The organism is Allorhizobium sp. NPDC080224 (assembly GCF_050281005.1).
Taxonomy (GTDB): domain Bacteria; phylum Pseudomonadota; class Alphaproteobacteria; order Rhizobiales; family Rhizobiaceae; genus Allorhizobium.
Map to the genome: position 1 here is coordinate 3706655 of NZ_JBNNWJ010000001.1, position 20409 is coordinate 3727063.

The window sequence follows — 20409 nt, forward strand, 5'->3', positions numbered from 1 at the left end:
GACTTCATTCAAGAGACAGGATATGCCGATGCAAAGCCGCTGGAACGACGAAGACGCAAACCGCTATGTGGAAGCCGCACGCGGTGCCGGCCAAAGTGATGCCCTCGGCCTTCGGATCTACTCCTCCCGCATCATCGGTGGCGACCCGGACCTCGTCCTCCATGGCGGCGGCAACACATCGGTCAAGGTTGTCGCCGAGGATGGTTCAAAACTCATGCACATCAAGGGCAGCGGATGGGATCTCGACACGATCGAAGCTCCGGGCTTACCTGCCGTGCACCTCGCCCCCCTGCTTGAGGTGCGCAACGGGCCGAAGCTCTCCGATCCTGACATGGTCGCGCTGCTACGCCGGAGCCTGATCTCAGCGGATGCACCAAATCCATCGGTCGAAGCGTTGCTGCATGCCTTCCTGCCCTTCACCTTTGTCGATCACACACACGCCACGGCCATTCTCGCGCTGGCCGACCAGCCGGACATGCGCGGAACGGTCAAGCGGATCTACGGCAGCCGCGTCGCATATGTCCCCTACGTCATGCCAGGCTTTGACCTCTCTATTGCCGGCGACCTTATCTATCGGGACAGTCCGGGCTGCGAGGGGCTTTGGCTTGAAAACCACGGGCTTTTCACCTTCGCGAACGACGCACGTGCGTCTTATGAGCTGATGATAGAATTCGTGACGATGGCAGAGGAGGAACTCGGCCGTGCGGGCGTCACGCTGACCGGGCCGCAGAGCAATGATGGCCAAGAGGACCAGTCCCTTAAACTTCGGCTGCAACGCGCCTTGTCTCAGCAGACCTCACCATTCGAAAAGGCCGTCTTTCTGGACTATCGCTCGACGTCTGCCATCAGGGACTATGCCGCCAACGACCAGCTTGAAGAAATCGCCCAGCGAGGCACCGTGACACCGGATCACGTCATCCGGATCAAGCCTTGGCCGATGATCATCGAGGCCGACGCAGACGATGCGGCCATCAACAAGGCACTCGCTGGCTACGCCAGCCGTTACACATCATACTTCGAGCGCAATGCCGCACGCCAAAGCGAGCCCAAGCAGATGCTCGATGTCTATCCGCGCGTGATCATCGTTCGGCACAAAGGCATGTATGCGGTCGGAAGCACGGAAAAAGCGGCGAAAATCGGCGGGGATATCTGCGAGCAGGCGACACGGGCAATCAATGCTGCCGAGGCTTACGGCAGGTTTACACCGATCGGGGAAGCCGATCTCTTCGATATGGAATACTGGTCACTCGAGCAGGCCAAATTGAAGGTGTCGGCGCCTTAGAGGAGCGCCGCACCCCTTCCCTCTTGAGATCTTCGCGAACGTATTCGAGACCATTTGCATCGCCTCATAAAGGCGCGGGCAAAGCGAACGGGTCTTTGACGCAGCAAAGAGCCGCTACTTCATCAACTAGACCACGGCTTCCGCTTCAATCTCGACCTCATAGTCACCGACAAGGGCACCGGCTTCGACCAAGGTGTTCGCCGGAAGGACCTCGGAGAAGAAGCGACCATGGGCACGAGAGACGGGCTCCCACTGTGATGCATCCTTGAGATAGATGCGCGTGCGGACGACATCCTCAATCTTGCCTCCGAGAGCCGAGATGGAAGCGGCGATCTTGTCGAGGATATAGGTCGCCTGGGCGCCCGGATCGCCAGGTGCCACACAACGGTTACTGCCGTGGGTCGCCGTCGTGCCCGATACCAGGATCCGGTCACCGACCCGTATGGCCCGGCTGTAGCCGGCCAGCGGTTCCCAGATGCTACCGGAGGAAACCCGCATGCGATCCTCGCGCCCCGGCACCGGCACCGCCGTGTAGACGGACGGGATCGCATCGAGATGATGGCTGAGGTCGCCGGATGCCGTGAGGAACGGAGGCTTGCGATACTCGTCGCCGCAATCGCCCGGAATGGCGGTGCTCGCTGCAAAGGCGCTGCCGAGCAGCGCCTTGTCATCCGCATCGAGCTCGAAGGTAAAGACCTTCACGTTGTCGTCGCGATGCTCGCTCTCACCCAGTCTTGCCCCGATGATCGTGGCGGCAACGGCCGGATGTTCGAGCACCCAGCGGCTGGCCACGTTGGAGATCGAGACCCCGTGCTTTCGCGCAATGGTGGATGCCGCCCCGAGAATTCCCTGATAAACGCTCCATCCGCCGGCCGTATCGATGAAGCGCTTGTATTTCAAGCGGCTCCAGTCGGGGATCGAGGCGGGCTCCGGCTGACCGAGCCACTTCTCCGACAGGAAGCCGCCACAGAGCGTGCCATAGGCTAGAAGCTTCACGCCGCGACTGAGGCATAGCGCCGACAAGTCGCCGGCCGCACGCCTGTCGATCAGGGAGAAGGAGACCTGGTTGCTGGCAATCTCAATCCCGTCAGACAGCGCGAGGTTAAGATGCGCGGCATCGAAATTGGTGAGGCCAAGGGCGCCGATCAGCCCCTCCTCCTTCATCGCCTGCATTTCATGCAAGGCATCGAGCCAGGCCGGGTGTTCGAATGTCCACCAATGGAATTGCAACAGGTCGACCTTGTCGACGCCAAGGCGGACGAGTCTCTCCTCCACACCCCGGCGCACCACATCGCGGGTCATTGGGCCAGGCTCCGGGCACCATTTGGTGAAGGCAACCGGCTTCTTCTCCCCAGGGCCATAGCGCTTCAGGAGATGTCCGGTGATGATCTCTGCCGATCCGTAATGATCGGCCATGTCGAAACTGTCGAACCCGGCCTCCGCATAGGCCTGAAGCGCATCAGCCCCCTGCTCCGGATCGACCGTGGCGCCATTCTTTTCGATATCGGCAACCTGCCAGAGGCCGCAAACGAGACGGCTGATCGACAGGTCCGGAGTGAGAGTGATGCGTTGGGGATGCTGGGACACGGAGATCATTCCTCGATGGTCAGGATTGTTTGTTGCGGCTAAGGCGCGCGAGCGGGCTCACCTCGCCAAACAGGCCGCGCGGACGCAGCAGGAGCATGAGGCAGAGCCCGACACCAATGGCGACGATCTGCAAAGCGGCCGCCCGCGCCTGTTCCTCTGGCGGCACGAAGGCCGAGACGGCAGCAGCCGTCAGCGCCCAGAGCCCCCAGACGAGAATGGCGCCGGCGATCGCACCGCGATTGTTGCCGGAGCCGCCAACGATCAACATGGCCCAGACCTGAAAGGTGAGAACTGGCATGTAATTGTCGGGCGCGATGAAGCCGATGAAATGCGCCTGGGCGGCCCCGGCAAGGCCCATGATGGCGCCACCGACCGTGAACGCCTGCAAGCGAAAGCGGACAGACCGCTTGCCGAGCGCCTGCGCCGCCGTCTCGTCTTCACGGATCGCCCGCAGAACTCGCCCCCAGGGGCTGTGCGACAGATGTTGCAGACCGAGATAGAGCACCAGCACGACAAGCGCCATGAGGCCGCAATTGGCCAGGCTGAAAAGCAACGCGTCACCCTGCAGGTCGGCAAAAGGCCGCGGAATGAAGCCGATCCCGAAGGATCCGCCGGTGACGCTCTGCAGGTTGAGCATGCAGAGCTGGACGGTGACAGCGACGCCGAAGGTTGCGATGGCAAGATAGTCGGCTCTCAGCCGGATGGTCAGCGCGCCGACGGTCCAGGAAAGCGCTCCCGAGACGACGGCAGCCCCCAGCCAGCCAACAGCAATCGGCATGCCGAAGCCGCCAAAGCGCTCTGCCGTATCAGGTGTCGTCAGAATGGCCGAGGTATAGGCACCGACCGCGACGAATGCGGCGATACCGACATTGAACAAACCCGTCATGCCCCACTGAACATTCAGCCCCAGGCAGATGATCGCATAGGTGAGGGCCATCGTAAGGAAGAAGGCGCCATAGGCGATAAGATCGATGCTCATGTCGCTTTTCCGAACAGGCCGCGGGGGCGGACGAGAAGAACCGCAATCAGGATGGCAAATGACACCGCCGCCCGCCATTCGGCACCGATGAGCTGGACCGTGAAGGCTTCCGAAATGCCGATGAACAGGCCTGCAATCATGGCGCCCGGGACCGAACCGATCCCTCCGAGAATGGCAGCCGCAAACAGGGGCAACAGAAGGTCGTGCCCGAGATAGGGGCGGATCTGAATGATCAACCCGCTCATAATGCCGGCGATACAGGCAAGTGCCGCGCCCAGAAACCAGGCCGTGCGGATAACCCGGCGGACATCGATGCCCGCGATACCGGCAAGGCCCGGATTTTCGCTGACCGCGCGCATGGCCCGGCCGATATCCGTCCGCGTCATGACGAGATGCACGGTGATGACAGAGACCAGGGCCACAGCCAGCATGGCCAATTGGTCCGGCGTTGCTCTGAGACCAAGTCCGAGCTTCATGGCAATCTGCAGCGCCTGGCTGAAATAAGCGGGCTTCGAGGTAAACAGGAATTCGAGCAGGCTGCGCAGGGCGAGCGACGCGCCAAAGCTTGCCATGACCATGATGATGATGGCGCTGCCGCGTCGCCGGAAGCTCGAAAACAGCGCGGCATCCACCGCAAGCGCAAGGACCCCCGTCAAAGCGATGGCGAGCACCGCTGCGATCGGCAGCGACCAGCCGAAGGAGAACGGCCCGAGCGGCGTGGTAAGTCCAGATGCCAGGACGCCAAGCGCACTGCTGATGCCCAGTGCGAGATAGGCACCCCAGGACAGAAGTTCCCCATGGGCAAAATTGGAGAAGCGCAGGATCGAATAGGTGAGCGTGACGCCGACCGCGCCCAGCCCGATGATTGCCCCTGCAATCAGCCCGTCCATCAGGAATTGCGGGTTCATGGCGTCCTCTCCAGGCCACTGCGGCTCGTCGTGCCGAGATAGATCTGTCCGACGAGCGGATCATCGGCGAGATCGGCCGGCGTCCCTTCGTGGCGGATCTGCCCTTCGGCCAGAATGACGGCGCGATCGGCAATCGCCATGGCTGCCTTGACGTTCTGCTCGACCAGAACAACCGTCACGCCCTCGCTATTGATGCGCTTGAGCATGGAAAAAACCTCGCCGACGATTTTCGGCGAGAGGCCTGCAGATGGTTCGTCGAGGATGAGTATCGGCGGGTCGAGCGCCAGCGCACGCGCCACTGCCAGCATTTGTCGCTGCCCGCCGGAGAGCGCACCGGCCAGCCGCTTCGGCTTGACGGCGAGATCCGGAAAGCGGGTCAGCATCGTCTCGATGGCGAGGTTACGTTGCGATTTCGGCAGGAGTGCCACGGCGATCTGGAGGTTTTCCAGAATGCTCATGCTGGCAAAGACATTCTCCGTCTGCGGCACGAAGGCGAGACCCTCAGCCAATTTGCGGTTCGGCGCGACATCCGTGATATCCCGGCCTGCCAGATGTATCAGACCCGAATGCACCGGCACCATGCCAGCGATCGCCTTGACGAAAGTGGATTTGCCAGCACCGTTCGGCCCCAAGAGGATCACGAGTTCGCCCTGTGCGACGGAAAAATCGACGCCGCGAACAATGGGAAGGTCCGGCTCATAGCCCGCGACCAGCGCCGAGGTTGTGAGAACCGGATCGATCATGCGCCACCGCCGAGATAGGCTTCGACGACTGCAGGATTAGCCGCCACGTCAGCTGGCGCACCTTCGGCAAGCAGCTTGCCAAGCGCCATGGCCACCACCCTCGAGCACAGCCTCGATACCATGTCCATGTTGTGCTCGATGAGCAGGATAGACTTGCCCTCGGCGTTCAACGCCACCACCCGCTCCATAATCACTTCGAGCAAAGCCGGGTTCACCCCTGCAGCTGGCTCATCGAGCAGGATCACTTGCGGATCGGCCATGAGCACGCGCGCGAGTTCCAGAAGCTTGCGCTGCCCTCCGGACAGCACGCGTGCGGGCTCATGGGCCAGCCGCGACAGCGTGACGAACTCCAGGATCGCATGCGCTTTCTCAAGCGCTGCCGTTTCTTCGCGCCGCACCAGACCGGATTTCAGAAAATTGGCAAACAGGCCTTCGCCTGTCTGCCTCTGAGCGCCGACCAGCAGATTTTCGAGCACGCTCATTTCCATAAACGGGCGTGGGATCTGGAACGTTCGCGCGACGCCGCGGCCAATGCGCTTCTCCGGCGCTTCGCTGGAAACTTCTCGTCCTCCGACCCAGATCTCTCCAGAACTGGGCTTGAGGCTGCCGGCCAGCAGATTGAACATGGTGGTCTTTCCAGCACCATTCGGCCCGATCAGGCCCAGGATCTCGCCCTGGCCGAGTTGAAGCGACATGTCGGAGACCACGGTCAGCCCATCGAAATGCTTCGTCAGATGCCGTGCTTCGATGGCGGCGGCGGCTGAGGCTTTCGGAAACGACGCAGAGGGTGGGGAATGCGCGGCATTCATCTTCAAAAATGAGCCTTGATTTGATCGGTGATGTTTGATCAAACTTTACGCAGACGCGAAAATCAACCGATATTTCCGATAGGCTCTGGGAGGCGGCATGACGGATACGATAGGCCAGTCGGACGACGTCCTCACGCCTGTGGGCCGCGAGACGCTACAGGATCGCGTCTATGACCAGCTGCGCCGCACCTTGATCAACGGCGGCTTTGCCGCGGGCGACATGCTGCGCATCGTCGACATGGCAGACCGGCTGAAGACGAGCACCATGCCGGTCAGGGAAGCGCTCGGCCGGCTTGTCTCCGAACAGGCCCTGGAAGCCTTGCCCAATCGCTCGATCCGCGTGCCGTTGATCACCCGCGAACGCCTGGATGACCTGGAACGTGCGCGGATCCTGATCGAGGGGCGTCTTGTGGCGCTCGCCTGTGACAGGCTGACGGCGGAAGACATCGAAAGCCTGAAACAGATCAACCGGGATTGCGAGGCGGCTTTCGAGCGCCATGGCCAGGACGTTGGCCCGGTGACCTCTGAAATCAACCATCGTTTCCATTTCCATATCTATCGCGCCGCCTCCTCGCGCGTGCTGATCCCGATGGTCGAAAGCCTCTGGCTTCAGTCCGGTCCAGTCGTGCGCGCCGCCGCCCATATCCACGACGAACAAGGCGGCCTTGCAGCCACCAATCACCACTGGACGCTCATCGAAGCACTCGAAGCGCGCGATGAAGACGCAGCCGTTAACGCGCTTTCCAATGATATCGGTCGCTCGTTCGATCTCGTGCGAGGGCGTCTCGACGCCGGCGAAGAAGCGGCGTGAGGGAAGGCACAGATGAGCGGAACGGACGATACATTCGAACTCTTTGACCTGCGCGTCGAGGTGGTGATCCCCGAAAACGGCGCGGTCTACTGCGGCGCCAAGCCCGGTGATTATTTCGAGCTTCAGGGTGAGATGCTCTATCTTCCGCCGGGACAGGGACTGTCGATCTACTCCCTGGCCTCCGTGCTTCCGCTTCTCGCCGCCAAGCAGCGCCCGACCCATGCGCATGACTGGATGACGACGGATGCGGACATCGCCTGCCCGGATCCCAACTGCTCCACCCGATTGCGAATTCGGCGCACCGGGCTTCGCCGCTTCAGCCATGCCGCCACGACAGCCGTGCCCCTCGAAGGAAAAGAGTAATGCAGCGTATCTCCATCGCCCCCGGTTACGAGATCTCACGCGTCATCCGCGGTGGATGGCAGCTTGCCGGTGGCCATGGCGCCATCGACGAAGAGATAGCCATCGAAGACATGGTGGCCTTTGCCGACGCCGGTATCACCACCTTCGACTGCGCAGACATCTACACCGGCGTGGAGGATCTGATCGGGCGCTTCCGGCTGCGCTACCGCGATCTGCAAGGGCAGGCGGCGCTCGACCGCATTCGCGTCCATACGAAGTTCGTGCCCGATCTCGGCGTGCTCCCGACGATCACCAAGGCCTATGTGGAGGGCTTGATCGACACGTCGCGCAAGCGCCTCGCCATGGAGCGGCTGGATCTGGTCCAGTTTCACTGGTGGGACTACGAAATGCCGGCCTGGCTCGACACCCTCGGCTGGCTGAAAGAGCTGCAGCAGGATGGGCGGATCGACAAGATCAGCGCCACGAATTTCGACAGCGACCATATCACGGCGATCCTCGACGGCGGGATCCCGCTGACCTCGCTGCAGCTGCAATATTCGCTGCTCGACCGGCGCCCGGAAAAACGCATGGTCGACCTTGCGGCCCGACACGACTTCGCGCTGTTCTGCTATGGCACGGTCGCAGGCGGCTTCCTCTCCGACCGTTGGCTCGGCAAGGCTGAACCGGAGCATCCGCTCGAGAACCGCTCGCTGACCAAATACAAGCTGATCATCGATGATCTCGGTGGCTGGGATCTGTTCCAGGCCTTGCTGTCGACGCTTCGCAAGGTGGCGGACCGGCACACGACCGACATCGCAACGATTGCCAGTGCCGCCATGCTCCGTAGGCCGGGTGTGACGGCAGTCATTGTCGGCGCGCGCAATCGCGATCACCTCGCCTCTAACCTCGCCATCGCCGATGTCGTTCTGTCGGACACCGATCTCGCAGAGATCGACGCCGCTATGGCTGGTGCTCGCGAACTGGAAGGCGACGTCTATACGCTCGAGCGGGACCGCACCGGGCGCCACGGCAGCATCATGAAATATAATCTCAACAAAGGGGAATGACATGAACAAGGGAAATCATCTGAAACACCTCGTCCTGGCTTCAACCATGCTGGCGGGCTTCGCAATCGGCGCAGCACCGGCATTCGCGCAAGAATGCGACATCACCGTCGGCGTGGTCATGGAACTCACCGGCCCTGCCGGCGAATATGGCAAGGCCGGCGCCAAATCCGTCGAAATGGCCTTCCGGGACTTCAACGAGGCGGGTGGCGTCGACGGCTGCAAGCTGGTCATGGACACGCGTGACAGCCAGAGCCAGGGCAACGTGGCCGTGGATCAGGCCACCCAGCTCGTCAACATCAGGAAGGTGCCCGTGATCATCGGCGGCATCATTTCCTCGGTCTCGATCCCGATCCTGACCTCCGTCACGGCGCCAGCCGGTGTGGTTCAGGTGTCTCCGGCATCGTCATCCCCGACGCTGACCGCACTCGGCCGCGAGGGCAAGACCAATGGTGTCTTCTTCCGCACCATCACCTCGGACGCGCTTCAGGGAACGGCGGCTGCCAAATATGCGCTCGACCAGGGCATGAAGAAGATCGCCATCATCCACGTCAACAACGACTTTGGTAACAATCTGAAGCAGGAGTTCACCGCCGCCTACACCAAGCTCGGGGGAACGATCACCTCGACGACACCCTATAACGAAAAGCAGGCGAGCTATTCCTCCGAGGCCTCGGTTGCCATGGACGGCGAACCGGATGCCCTCTACCTCATCTCGACACCGGTGGACGGTGCAACGATTGCCCGCGCCTGGATCTCTGGCGGCGGCGTCCAGAAATTCCTGTTCAACGACGGCATGAACTCCAAGGACTTCATCGCAAGCGTTGGCGCGCAGTATCTGAACGAAGCCTATGGTACCTCGTCGGGAACGACACCGACGACCTCGACCGAATACTTCAACGCCAATTACGCAGAATTCTCCGGTGGCATTGAACCGTCTGCACCGGCAGCCGATCGATCCTATGATGCCGGTGCGATCGTGGCCCTCGCGATTGCCAAAGCCGGCAAGGCCGACAAGGACGCCATCAAGACGGCAATTTCGGAGGTAACGGCGCCTGGCGGCACGCCGATCTATGCCGGCAAGGCGGAATTCGAAAAGGCCCTCGGCCTGCTCAAGGACGGCAAGCCGATCAAATACGAAGGCGTCATCGGCCCCGTGAGCTTCGACCAATACGGCGACATCACCGGCCCCTTCCGCCTCTGGAAGATCAGCGACGGCGAGGTGACAACCGTGGGCCAGATGGAATCTTCGGAAGTGTCCGAGATCAAGGCCACGCTTTCGAAATAGTGCTGGCGACAAAGGTCAGAACGAGGGCGGCTCTTCAGAGCCGCCCCACCACCGCACTGAACTGCCTTGGGTTGGGGGAGACCGCCGGTGTTCAACGAGAACATCGGGTCTATGGCATGCGAAAGACCGCATTTCCAGCGGATGGTCGCAGTCGAGCCGGGCAAGCCTGAGGTGATCTCCCCGAAGCTCTTCGACCAAAACGAGCGAGCTCTTTCAAAGAAATTCGTGCTGGCTGGCAATTCGCCGGCGCGCTCTGCCGAAGACCGACCAGTCGGTCTTATAGCTGACCAACTCCAGCCCCAGCGTACCGAGCCAACTGTTGCCCATTGAATCGAGTGCTGGCGACCACACGGCGATTGAGGCGCAATGGGGTACAACGGCGAGAATTCCGCCGCCGACGCCCGATTTGGCTGGTAATCCGACCCGATAGGCGAAGTCACCTGAGCCATCATATTGGCCACACAGCATCATCACCGAAAGGATCCGCCGAGCGCGCCGCGCCGCCGCCAGGGTCGCCTCGCTCTCTTGTTCGGGGTCGTCAAGGATGAGAAAGCGGCCTGCCTTGGCAAGTCCGCGACAATCCAGCGTGATGGCACATTGGTGGATATAGGCTTCCATGACCTTATCTACCGGATGGTTCAGATTGCCGTGGTGCCTCGCCATGAACATCAGCGATCGATTGAGGTCGCCGCCGGTACGGTCGCTGGCCATAACATCCTTGTCGAGCACCACCGCTTCACCGTCGAGCATGCTTTCAACAAAGCGAACCACGTGACGATTTGGACCTGCGCTTCCTGCGAGACCAGCGAGAACGTCGCATACGACCAATGCACCGGCATTGATGAACGGATTACGTGGAACACCCTTGGCGCGTTCAAGATCGATAATGGAATTGAAGGGGTCGCCCGATGGATCACGCCCGACTCGCTTCCACAAAGCCTCGCCGAGCGCTTCAAGCGCAAGCTCCAGGGCGAAGACCTTGGATATGGATTGGATCGGAAAGCCGATGCTGGCATTGCCGGCGAAGGCGAGTTCACCGGTCTTGGTGAACACTGCGATGCCGAACTTTTCAAAGTCTGCCTTGCGCGGGGTCGGCTTATCCTCCTCCTTGGCTTCCGCAACGGCCTCGTCGTAAATCGCAGGTGCACGTGTTTTCACTTGAGCGACAACATCGCTGAGGATTGCCTTCAACTCTGTCGCATCTTCAACAGGATCTGCCATGTCATACGTCCTAATCTGATTGAATATGCCGCTTGTCTTTCCTGTATAGTATGAAGATGGACAGGATTTCGCCCCCGATATGGCGTGAGCACAACATCCGCCAACTGCGCACCGACGATAGCGACAAAATCGCCAGAGCCGACCAGCCGAATGTAGCACCGCCTCCAACACCCAGTCATTCAATCCGTCCTGAGGCGGCCAGCTACAAACTGCGCATCATGCTTCTGGACGGCATACACAGTACGCACGGTTATCCACACCATGCTCTACATGATGCGCGATCACGCTGACACGCAAACGAAGCGGCCGCTTATCGGCATCATCAGGCAGCTCATTCACAAGGTGGCCAAATGACATAGGCCTACCGATCAGATATCCCTGCAAAAGCTCGCAGCCAGCATCGTGCGCAAGACTTGGCTGTGGCTCTGTCTCCATACCTTCGGCCGTGACTGGGATATCCAACGCAACCAATTGGATCGTGGCTTTTACGACGGCGGCGTCACTGCTCGTCAACAGGGATCGAATCCACAACAATTGGGACAGTCGTGTCCATCTTCCACGAAACACAAATGCGATAGCATCAGCAGCGTCAGCCAAAAGGTAAGCTGACGCAGATGCTGGTGACATTAATACGAACAATAGCTGGAAGGCAGGTTCACCGTCCCTGCAGACCCAGTCGGATCTGCTTTTCGATCTCGATGATCGCGAAGAAAACGGCGCCCAGGCCAACGATCAGAAGGCCGTCGAGAATGGCAACCGGCTCTGTGCCCAACACAGACTGCAGAGCAGGAACGTAGGTGATCGCAAATTGCGCCGCAGTGATCGTGATGACCACTGTCCAGACAACCTTCGTGCCACGCGCCGCAGCCCATGTCAGCGAAGTGCCATGGATGTTGCGGATGAAGAACAGGTGGAAAATCTCCAGGACCACCAATGTGTTCATCGCGATGGTCTGGGCGAGCGGCAGTGAGTAGCCGCGGTCGAGCGCATAGGAGAACATGCCGAAGACAAGCGCCAAAAACAGGCTTGCCACTAAAACGACATGCCAGACCAATTCGCCGGAAAGGATCGGTGCGCTCCGCTTGCGCGGCGGTCGCGCCATCGTGCCGCTTTCCGTCGGCTCGAAGGCCAGAGCAAGGCCCAGCGTAATCCCGGTGATCAGGTTGATCCAAAGGATCTGAACCGCCGTCATCGGCAGCGCCATGCCGGCAACCAGCGCAACGATGACGACCAGCGCCTCCCCGGCATTGGTCGGCAGCGTCCAGCTAATGACCTTCTTCAAATTGTCGTAGACCGTTCGTCCCTCGCGCACGGCGGCCGCAATGCTGGCGAAGTTATCGTCGGCAAGAACGAGATCGGCGGCCTCTTTCGCGGCCTCGGAACCTTTCAGGCCCATGGCGATGCCAGCATCGGCCCGCTTGAGGGCTGGTGCATCATTCACGCCATCGCCCGTCATGGCAACCGACAGGCCATTGGCCTGCAATGCGGTGACGAGGCGCAGCTTGTCCTCGGGGCTGGTGCGGGCAAAGACGTCCACCGTTCCCACTTCAGTGGCCAATTGCGCATCGTCCAGCTTGTCGAGATCGGCGCCTGTCAGCACCCGATCCGAATTCTGAAGGCCGATCTCAGCGGCAATCGCTGCGGCCGTGCCGGCATGGTCTCCGGTGATCATCTTCACGCGGATGCCGGCTGCCCGGCACTCGGCGACCGCAGCGATCGCCTCGGGACGCGGTGGGTCAATCAGACCGAGCAGGCCCACAAAGGTCAGGTCTCCCTCCAGAGTTGCGGCCTCGATCCGTTCGTCAGAGGTTGGCCGTTCGGCAAATGCCAGGTCTCAGGCCCCGTCGTGCCATGGCCTCGGCCCGTCCGTGCCATTGGTCATGGTCGATATCCCCGCACATGCGCAGCACACGCTCGGGCGCGCCTTTCACATGGATAAACCGGCCTTCCGCTAAATCGGTGAGCACGGCCATGAAGCGATGGCGGCTGTCGAAAGGGATAGCATCCAGCCGGTGCGCCGCTTTCCCCGGAGCCGTCTTGCCGGCAAAAGCAAGCAGCGCGCCTTCCATTGGGTCACCTTCCACGGTCCAGATACCGTTGCGGTCATGCAGCGCCGCGTCGTTGCAGAGAGCAGCGGCGCGGGCGAGCGCTGACAGGTCACCCGCCGGTGTGATCTCCCCACGTGGTGCATAGCCATCACCGGTGATGGCAAAACTGCCCTCCGGGGTATCGGCGGCGGTAACCACCATCTCGTTGCGGGATGGCCGAGACGGCAATGGCCACCACCGTCATGAACAGATCCGCAAAGGGCATGTGCCCGACGAAATAGCCCCAGGACAAGAGCAGGGCTGCAACAAGCAGAATGAGGAAGGACAGCCAACGGGCAAAATGATCCATCTGCGCGACGAGCGGCGTCGTCAACTGCTCAACGCCGGCCAGAAGGCCGCCAATGCGCCCGATTTCCGTCGCCGAACCGGTGGCGGTGACGAGGCCGCGCGCGGTTCCCTGGGTGACAAGGGTTCCCGACCAGAGCATGGAGCGACGGTCGCCGAGGGGTGCGTCCACGGCAACCGGGGGCGTCGCCTTGTCCACCGGCACGGATTCGCCGGTGAGGATGGCCTCCTGGGCGCTTAGCCCGTGCGCCTCGATCAGGCGCAGATCCGTAGGGACTTTATCCCCAGCCTCAAGCAACACAATGTCTCCGGGCACCAGGTCGGCGCCGCTGATGGTCATCCTCTGACCGCTGCGCATAACCGCCGCGCGCGGTGCCAGCATCTGACGAATGGCCGCCATCGCCGATTCGGCCTTTCCCTCCTGGAGGAAGCCGATCGTAGCATTGGCGAAAACCACGGCGAGGATCACACCGGTATCGACCCAGTGCTGCAAGATCGCTGTGACGATGGCAGCCACGATGAGCACGTAGATCAGGACATTGTGAAACTGCGCGATGAACCGGCGCAGGGGTCCCCGCAAGGCAACAAGTCCGAGCTTGATACGATCGCGATCAGGAATTTCCTCAGCGACCTCAGCTTGCTGCATGGCGTCATCGAGCCTTGAAGCAAAGCGCTTCGCTTCAGATCGCACGATGTCGCGCGTCAGTTCATGTTTCTTCGCAGTCTCAGCCACCTCCTCACGGACATTCTGCAGCGCGACCGCAATGACCTGATTCGACAAGGCGCGGTCCAGGGGGGCCAGTTTGTCTAATCCGAGAAGAGTGATCACCCACCGCAAGGTTGTGCCTTGCACCAAAAGAGTGAACAGCGTGAACCCAGTTGCCAGAACTCCGACATCCCCTTTTACATTCTCCGGAACCCAGATGTTCTCGGAAACAGCCAAGGCCAAGGCAAGTGTAACGGCGCCGCGCAGTCCTCCCCACATGATCGCAACGCGGAAAGGAGGCTCGACCTTGGGCGACAAACCCAGCGTCGTGAGTAATGGCAGGACGCAATACAGCATGAAAAGCCGCGCGGTGGTGGCAGCAACGACAACGACCCCTATCAAGAAAAGATCATAGAGCCTCATGTCGCCAAGTAGCCGCGGAACGAGCAGAGCGGCGAGAAGGAAAATTAACGCACCGGCCCAGTGCGCCAGGACATCCCAGACCTCCCGCAAATTTGTCCAGTTCATTGGCGCCAATCGGCCGGGGCCCAGATAATTCAAGGTCATCCCCGCCATCACCACGGCAATCACGCCTGATACCCCTAAACCCTGTTCTGCAATGATGTACGTGAAGTAAGGCAATGCTACGCTGAGAGATATCTGAGCCAAGGGAAAACGGCCAAGCGTCGCGAGGATCCTCAAGCAGATACGACCCATCGACCAGCCGAACGCCGCACCACCGAAAATCAGGATCGGAAATCCGACCAGAGCATCTTGCACCGTCGGATTTGGCACTCCGAGCATGACGAAGGTCAGGAAAAAACCGAACAGTGCAGTGGCGGCGGCGTCGTTCAATAGGCTCTCGCCCTCGACAATGCGCGTCAGGCGTTGCGGCGCCGCAATGTTGCGGAAAATCGACACTACGGCGGACGGATCAGTTGTCGCGACAATGGCACCAAGCATTAGGCAGGCGACCAGTGACAAGCCGGTGAATGGTTGCAACGCGAGCCCAATAGCAAAGGTGGCCAAGACGACCGCAACCACCGCCATGACCATGATCGGCACCCAATCTTCTGCCATACGTCTCAAATTAAGGCCGAGAGATACCTGAAATAAGAGCGTTGGTAGCAAGACATACAAGAATACATTTGCACGAATGCTGAACTCGAAGATTTCCAGAGATGGTGCCAGCTCTGTGACGACCTGGTCGTTCTCAACCAGTACAGTTGCTGCCGCACCTATCAAGGTCCCGATGACGGCTAATACAACCGTGTAAGGAAGCCGCAACCAGTCGGCTATTGGCTCGCTAAGGCTAATAACAACGAAAAGCGCGGCCACTATGCCGACCAGCGTTACAATATCCATATCAAAACTATCTATCGCTGATGCGATGTTACCGTCGCTTCCCCGGGGAGCGAGAGATATATCGTGGCCTTCACCACAAACGTCGATCATGTCGTTGATCAGTTTTGCCGACAGAAGCGCAAAGATCACTCAGGGTGCTGATCTAAACCCTCGCCGGTCGGCAACGGAAACTGGCGTCGGCTCGTAACCGCGCGAGACCAGGTTTAGAGCCGGACATTTTACGCCTCGTTCAGGTGCACTTGCTCACTCGAGCACCAGATAAGTACGCGCCATTTCAACTGCATCCGCTGACGGCGGTCATGGCGCAGGAGCGCTAATAGGCGACATGGACTCCGTCGAGGTTGGCGGCAGGAATGGGGCCGTGTGCGGACAGTCCGAGGACGATGTGCCCAGCGGCGAAAGCGGACATCAGAACATCTTGCGCTGCTGTCCAAGTTAGGTCCTAAGGCGGTCAATTGCGGTCGATTACTACAACGGGGCTTTGGGTCTTGGCCTCGGTATTTGGCAGAATAAACCAAGTCCGATAGCCGCTCGAACTGGGTATACTCAAAGTTCTGCTCAGTGGACTACTTCACAAGCCAGATCGACGCCGAATCCGATCGTTCGCAAGTGATGAGCGATATGCAGGAACTTGGTTTCGGCGGCACGCCAGCGATCGTCTTCAAGAGCGCGCACGGCACCGTCGATACCTTTCCCGGCCTTCCCAGTGACGCCCAGATGGAAGTGCTTCTGAGGCCGAAGTGAAGATAGACGCGCCGTCACAGGGGCAACCGCCAAAGCACTCGTCAGACCTGCCCCAAAGGCTGCAGAAAGGCAGAGGCAAGAAGGTTCAAGCCTTTATCTCGATACTATGAAGATATATATGTTTGCATATATTTTGTCGCGGCAGGACGAAAAGAAAGCGTCCCGGGCTGCATGATCCATAGGAGGGTCGACACGAATGGCAGGCAAACCCGATGTAACAGGGTTCTTCGATCAACGCACATTCAGCATCCAGTATGTCGTGAGTGATCCGGCAACGGGAAAATGTGCAATCATCGACCCGGTGCTCGACTATGATGAAAAGTCGGGCGCAACCGCAACCCGCAATGCCGATGCGATACTGGATTACATCAAGGAAAAGCGGCTCAGCGTCGAGTGGATCCTCGATACACATCCCCATGCAGACCACTTTTCCGCTGCCAGGTATCTCAAGGACAAGACCGGCGCCCCGACCGCCATCGGCGCCCGTGTCGCCGAAATACAAAAGCTCTGGAAGGAGATCTACAACTGGCCGGATCTGCCAACCGATGGTTCGCAGTGGGACCGGCTGTTTGAAGCAGGCGACACTTTCGCGGTCGGCAATCTCAAGGCAAAGGTCCTCTTCTCACCCGGCCACACACTTGCCTCGATCACCTATGTGATCGGCGACGCCGCCTTTGTGCATGATACGCTGTTCATGCCCGACAGCGGCACGGCGCGCGCCGATTTTCCCGGCGGAAGCGCCAAACGGCTCTGGGCCTCGATCGAGGAGATCCTCTCACTGCCCGACGACACGCGCCTGTTCACAGGCCATGATTATCAGCCGGACGGGCGTGAACCCCTCTGGGAAAGCACCGTCGCCGAACAGAAGCGCAGCAATCCGCACATCGCCGGCAAGGACGAGACGGCCTTCGTCGCGCTGCGCGACGCACGCGACAAAACCCTTCCCATGCCGAAGCTCATTCTGCATGCACTACAGGTTAACATCCGTGGAGGACGCCTCCCAGAACCGGAAGCGAACGGCAAGCGCTATCTGAAGATCCCGCTGGATGCACTCGCAGGGGCTGCGTGGGAATGAACGATCTGGTCACCCAGGCTCTGACGGCGATCGGCTCCGGCGGTCTGGTGGGTTTTACGCTCGGCCTCATCGGTGGCGGCGGCTCCATCCTGGCAACGCCGCTGTTGCTTTATGTCGTCGGCATCTCACAGCCACATATCGCCATCGGCACCGGCGCTCTGGCCGTATCGGTCAATGCCTATGTCAATCTCATCGGTCATGCCCGAAAAGGACATGTCTGGTGGCGTTGCGCCTTCGTTTTTGCCGCCACCGGGACGGTTGGCGCACTCGCGGGCTCGACACTTGGAATAGCTTTCAACGGGCAGAAGCTGCTTTTCCTGTTTGGCCTTCTGATGCTGGTCGTTGCAGGCCTGATGCTCCGGCCCCGAAGGGCCATAGCGTCAGACGTCGTCAAAACGGATGGCCTGACATGCTGGAAAACGGCAGCAGTTGCCATAGCGGCAGGAGCAGCTTCGGGCTTCTTCGGAATTGGCGGAGGGTTCCTGATCGTACCGGGTCTGATGCTCGCGACCGGCATGCCGATGATCAACGCGGTCGGATCGTCGCTTCTCCCCGTCGGGACTTTCGGCCTCGCCACTGCGATCAACTACGCGGCCTCGGGCTTGATTGACTGGACGATCGCGGCCGAGTTCATCAGTGGCGGCGTGATCGGCGGCGTCGGCGGCATGCTGCTTGCAACTCGTCTGTCGACGAAGCGAAACCTCCTCAACCGGATCTTCGCTGTGCTGATCATCGTCGTTGCATTTTATGTCCTGTACAAAAGCAGCGCTGCGATTCTGCCGCTCTGACGAAAGGTTTGAAAATGGCGTTGTCAAAGCAGCAGAAGTTCTGGAACCGAATTGCTGCGCGCTATGCAGCACGCCCGCTCAAAGACGTGACGGCCTATGACGCCATGATCGGCGATGTCGCGTCACGTCTCAAACCCGGAGATCACGTCCTAGAGCTCGGCTGCGGTACCGGCGGCACGGCAATTCGGCTTGCGCCCCATGTTTTAAACTGGATGGCGACAGATTTCTCGACTGAGATGATCAAGATCGCTCAGGACAAACCTGCGGGCGCCAATCTGACCTTCAAGTTGGCAGACGCTGGGAATGCCTATGACGGCGGACCATTCGACGTCATCTGCGCATTCAACGTTCTGCACCTGGTGGAAGATCAACCAGCCACCTTGGCGCAGATTTTCACCAATATGAAACCTGGCGGCCTGCTTGTTTCCAAAACCTGGTGTTTCGCCGACCTGAAGTTCAGGTTCCGCCTGCTATTCAGTGCGCTTCGGGCCGTCGGTCTGTTTCCTGCGGTCAAACGACACAGTATCCCCGAGCTTCTGCAGTCGATCACAGATGCTGGCTTCGTGATCACGGACGAGCGTATCTTCGGCAAGAATCCGCAAAACCCCTACATCGTCGCGCGTAAGCCTTAGCCGTGAGAGTTGAGTTCGAGCCATCCCCCGAGATGGCCTGGAAGCACCTTAACTCGGTGTCCAAGAAACCGGCAGCAGGCCACATCTTCGTTAGCTTCGCCTCTCGAGTTCGATCGCTTGCAAAAGACGCAGCCCCAGCGGATCTACGGGGCTTGGGGTTAATCAAGCAGCGGTGTAGGTTCAGTGCCGAGATTTTTCTGTGAGATCAGCAGGCGGTCGGACCAAAGTGCCAGCTTTGAGAAGTGCTTCTCGAACAATCTCCATGCGCGCCCTTGTCTGGGTGAGGCTTCAAGAACGGCAAGTGCCGACGCGCCGTTGCGCATCTCAATGCGCATCGAGCCTTCAAGATATGCGCCAACCAAAGTCCCCCGATCCTGTTCGGGCGGCGTTACCCACCCAATGGGAAAGTACCAGCGGTCCATTTTCGCCTGATGCTCACATATGACCCAACCGGCTAGCCCCCCTGCCCCATCGAAGATCGCCAGCGAAAATTCTGCGGAAAGGGCGTCCTTCCATGGGCGCGGGTCAGACCACGCGGGTGCCTCACCTGCATCGACCATCGCCGCAGCTTGCTCGAGAACGCCGTCACCGGCTTCTTCCCAACTCAGATAGCGGACACCTTGGCGCTGCAGCCGCTTGAGCAGCAAATCCCAGGCCCTTGAGGTGGCAAACGTATCACCGACACGGCCGCAGATGCGAATGCGGTCTGGTACAGGTTCAGCCCATGATTGTTTGCGCAACAAGCAGCACATCGCGTCGGCGCCAGGCAATATCGACGAATAGCAGGTGGTCACAGATGAGATTCCAAGAGCTGAAAGCTCGCCCTCAGCCGCCTGCATGAGGTCAGTCGCCAAGCCGCGACGTCGCCATTCCGGAGCGACAAACAGCGATAGAAGGGTGTGGGTTTTCGGTGTGTCTTCAGAAGGAGTTCTGGCAGACAACCACAATCCCACGGGGACGCTTCCCACGCATGCGGCCAGAGCCAGGCGATTGTCGCACTGCGCTGCCTCAAGAAACGGCCGATAGCTTTTCCAGGTGAGACCGGCACAGTCTTCCAGACATTTTTCTTCACGTATGCTCTCAACATTAATGAAATGTATAGAGTCCTTCAGTCGTTCCAAAACAAAGTCCTTGCGATCAAAGCGTGAGACTTATTTTACAGTGCGGTGGGATGGCCTTCAAAATCCTAAATTATTTCTGCCCAGCTTTGGACGGTATCCAACGCCATCTCGATTATTGACCTTGCCATTGAAGACTCGATACTTGGAAAGTCTGAATATTCAGATTTATACAGAGATGCTGGTGATAATATGTTAAATGCGCAAACTGATGTGATGTCCGACCTGCGACTTCACATTGAAAAGGCCGTGGTTGAAAAGGCGAACAACGACACTGCCTTCCGTGAACGTCTCAAACAGGACCCCCATGCGGCGTTGGCCGAAGTTCTGGAGCGGGAAAACCCACTCAAGAACCTGAAGATCAACGTGATCGAGGAAAAGCCGGGCGAGGCGACTATCGTCTTGCGGGCCCCATTCAAGCTGGATGAATTGCCAGATGAATTGCTGGATCTCGCATCCGGCGGAACATCTTTCAGCGCCTTCATTCTCTACGGTCCTCCTTACCCGGAGAGGAAGCCGAAATAAGGTCGAGTCTCAGGGTCGCCCCGCAATTC

General features: G+C 59.7%; 19 protein-coding genes and 1 pseudogene. 10 read left to right on the forward strand and 10 right to left on the reverse strand.

The features are described 5' to 3' along the window. The first annotated feature begins 28 nt into the window (after nt 1-28). Nucleotides 29-1282, forward strand: coding sequence for a class II aldolase/adducin family protein (locus tag ACQKP1_RS18210; RefSeq protein ID WP_427276340.1), 1254 nt, complete (start codon nt 29-31; stop codon nt 1280-1282). Nucleotides 1283-1408: 126 nt separating this feature from the next. Here ACQKP1_RS18210 and ACQKP1_RS18215 read toward each other — a convergent pair whose 3' ends face one another. Genes ACQKP1_RS18215 through ACQKP1_RS18235 form a run of 5 tightly spaced genes read right to left on the reverse strand, consistent with a single transcriptional unit; the run spans nt 1409 to nt 6308 of the window. Continuing rightward, the gene (locus ACQKP1_RS18215; protein ID WP_427276341.1) at nt 1409-2878 is read right to left on the reverse strand and encodes an aldo/keto reductase; all 1470 of its coding nucleotides are present in this window, start codon (nt 2876-2878) and stop codon (nt 1409-1411) included. A 10-nt stretch (nt 2879-2888) separates the two neighbouring features. Next, a complete protein-coding gene (locus ACQKP1_RS18220) occupies nt 2889-3848 on the reverse strand; it encodes a branched-chain amino acid ABC transporter permease (RefSeq protein WP_427276342.1) in 960 nt (319 codons plus the stop codon). Continuing rightward, nucleotides 3845-4756, reverse strand: coding sequence for a branched-chain amino acid ABC transporter permease (locus tag ACQKP1_RS18225; RefSeq protein ID WP_427276343.1), 912 nt, complete (start codon nt 4754-4756; stop codon nt 3845-3847). The genes ACQKP1_RS18220 and ACQKP1_RS18225 overlap by 4 nt, the downstream gene beginning before the upstream one ends. Next, complete coding sequence (locus ACQKP1_RS18230) at nt 4753-5499, reverse strand: ABC transporter ATP-binding protein (protein ID WP_427276344.1); 747 nt, start codon at nt 5497-5499, stop codon at nt 4753-4755. The genes ACQKP1_RS18225 and ACQKP1_RS18230 overlap by 4 nt, the downstream gene beginning before the upstream one ends. Continuing rightward, the gene (locus ACQKP1_RS18235; protein WP_427276345.1) at nt 5496-6308 is read right to left on the reverse strand and encodes an ABC transporter ATP-binding protein; all 813 of its coding nucleotides are present in this window, start codon (nt 6306-6308) and stop codon (nt 5496-5498) included. Before ACQKP1_RS18235 ends, ACQKP1_RS18230 begins: the two co-directional genes overlap by 4 nt. 97 nt (nt 6309-6405) lie before the next feature. Here ACQKP1_RS18235 and ACQKP1_RS18240 point away from each other — a divergent pair, with 97 nt between their 5' ends. The 4 genes from ACQKP1_RS18240 to ACQKP1_RS18255 are packed head-to-tail and all read left to right on the forward strand — an operon-like array spanning nt 6406 to nt 9813. Continuing rightward, the gene (locus ACQKP1_RS18240) at nt 6406-7119 is read left to right on the forward strand and encodes a GntR family transcriptional regulator (protein ID WP_006728271.1); all 714 of its coding nucleotides are present in this window, start codon (nt 6406-6408) and stop codon (nt 7117-7119) included. 12 nt (nt 7120-7131) lie between these two features. Continuing rightward, a complete protein-coding gene (locus ACQKP1_RS18245) occupies nt 7132-7482 on the forward strand; it encodes a TIGR04076 family protein (RefSeq protein ID WP_136560499.1) in 351 nt (116 codons plus the stop codon). Continuing rightward, nucleotides 7482-8528 (forward strand): aldo/keto reductase, encoded by a 1047-nt coding sequence (locus tag ACQKP1_RS18250; protein WP_427276346.1) that lies wholly within the window; start codon nt 7482-7484, stop codon nt 8526-8528. The genes ACQKP1_RS18245 and ACQKP1_RS18250 overlap by 1 nt, the downstream gene beginning before the upstream one ends. A gap of 46 nt (nt 8529-8574) precedes the next feature. Then, complete coding sequence (locus ACQKP1_RS18255) at nt 8575-9813, forward strand: ABC transporter substrate-binding protein (RefSeq protein ID WP_427276482.1); 1239 nt, start codon at nt 8575-8577, stop codon at nt 9811-9813. A 213-nt stretch (nt 9814-10026) separates the two neighbouring features. Here ACQKP1_RS18255 and glsA read toward each other — a convergent pair whose 3' ends face one another. The 4 genes from glsA to ACQKP1_RS18275 form a co-directional block, all read right to left on the reverse strand. Then, a complete protein-coding gene (glsA, locus tag ACQKP1_RS18260) occupies nt 10027-11034 on the reverse strand; it encodes a glutaminase A (protein WP_427276347.1) in 1008 nt (335 codons plus the stop codon). Nucleotides 11035-11689: 655 nt separating this feature from the next. Beyond that, nucleotides 11690-12793 carry an HAD-IC family P-type ATPase gene (locus ACQKP1_RS18265; protein WP_427276348.1) on the reverse strand — a complete coding sequence of 368 codons (1104 nt, stop codon included), beginning with the start codon at nt 12791-12793 and terminating at the stop codon, nt 11690-11692. 43 nt (nt 12794-12836) lie between these two features. Then, nucleotides 12837-13283, reverse strand: coding sequence for a hypothetical protein (locus ACQKP1_RS18270; protein WP_427276349.1), 447 nt, complete (start codon nt 13281-13283; stop codon nt 12837-12839). Further along, complete coding sequence (locus ACQKP1_RS18275; RefSeq protein WP_427276350.1) at nt 13231-15627, reverse strand: cation:proton antiporter; 2397 nt, start codon at nt 15625-15627, stop codon at nt 13231-13233. The genes ACQKP1_RS18270 and ACQKP1_RS18275 overlap by 53 nt, the downstream gene beginning before the upstream one ends. 432 nt (nt 15628-16059) lie before the next feature. Here ACQKP1_RS18275 and ACQKP1_RS18280 point away from each other — a divergent pair, with 432 nt between their 5' ends. The 4 genes and pseudogenes from ACQKP1_RS18280 (at nt 16060) to ACQKP1_RS18295 (ending at nt 18737) form a co-directional block, all read left to right on the forward strand. After that, complete coding sequence (locus ACQKP1_RS18280) at nt 16060-16242, forward strand: hypothetical protein (RefSeq protein ID WP_427276351.1); 183 nt, start codon at nt 16060-16062, stop codon at nt 16240-16242. A gap of 205 nt (nt 16243-16447) precedes the next feature. Further along, a pseudogene (locus ACQKP1_RS18285) lies at nt 16448-17317 on the forward strand (MBL fold metallo-hydrolase); the annotation flags it as partial. Then, the gene (locus ACQKP1_RS18290; RefSeq protein WP_427276352.1) at nt 17314-18105 is read left to right on the forward strand and encodes a sulfite exporter TauE/SafE family protein; all 792 of its coding nucleotides are present in this window, start codon (nt 17314-17316) and stop codon (nt 18103-18105) included. The pseudogene ACQKP1_RS18285 and the gene ACQKP1_RS18290, both read left to right, overlap by 4 nt. Nucleotides 18106-18119: 14 nt before the next feature. Next, nucleotides 18120-18737 (forward strand): class I SAM-dependent methyltransferase, encoded by a 618-nt coding sequence (locus ACQKP1_RS18295; protein WP_427276353.1) that lies wholly within the window; start codon nt 18120-18122, stop codon nt 18735-18737. A gap of 158 nt (nt 18738-18895) precedes the next feature. Here the strand turns inward: ACQKP1_RS18295 and ACQKP1_RS18300 are convergent, their stop codons facing one another. Continuing rightward, the gene (locus tag ACQKP1_RS18300) at nt 18896-19858 is read right to left on the reverse strand and encodes an N-acetyltransferase family protein (protein WP_427276354.1); all 963 of its coding nucleotides are present in this window, start codon (nt 19856-19858) and stop codon (nt 18896-18898) included. Nucleotides 19859-20071: 213 nt separating this feature from the next. On the opposite strand from ACQKP1_RS18300, the gene ACQKP1_RS18305 reads away from it, so the two are divergent. Continuing rightward, nucleotides 20072-20380 (forward strand): NHLP leader peptide family natural product precursor, encoded by a 309-nt coding sequence (locus ACQKP1_RS18305; RefSeq protein WP_427276355.1) that lies wholly within the window; start codon nt 20072-20074, stop codon nt 20378-20380. Nucleotides 20381-20409: the final 29 nt, after the last annotated feature.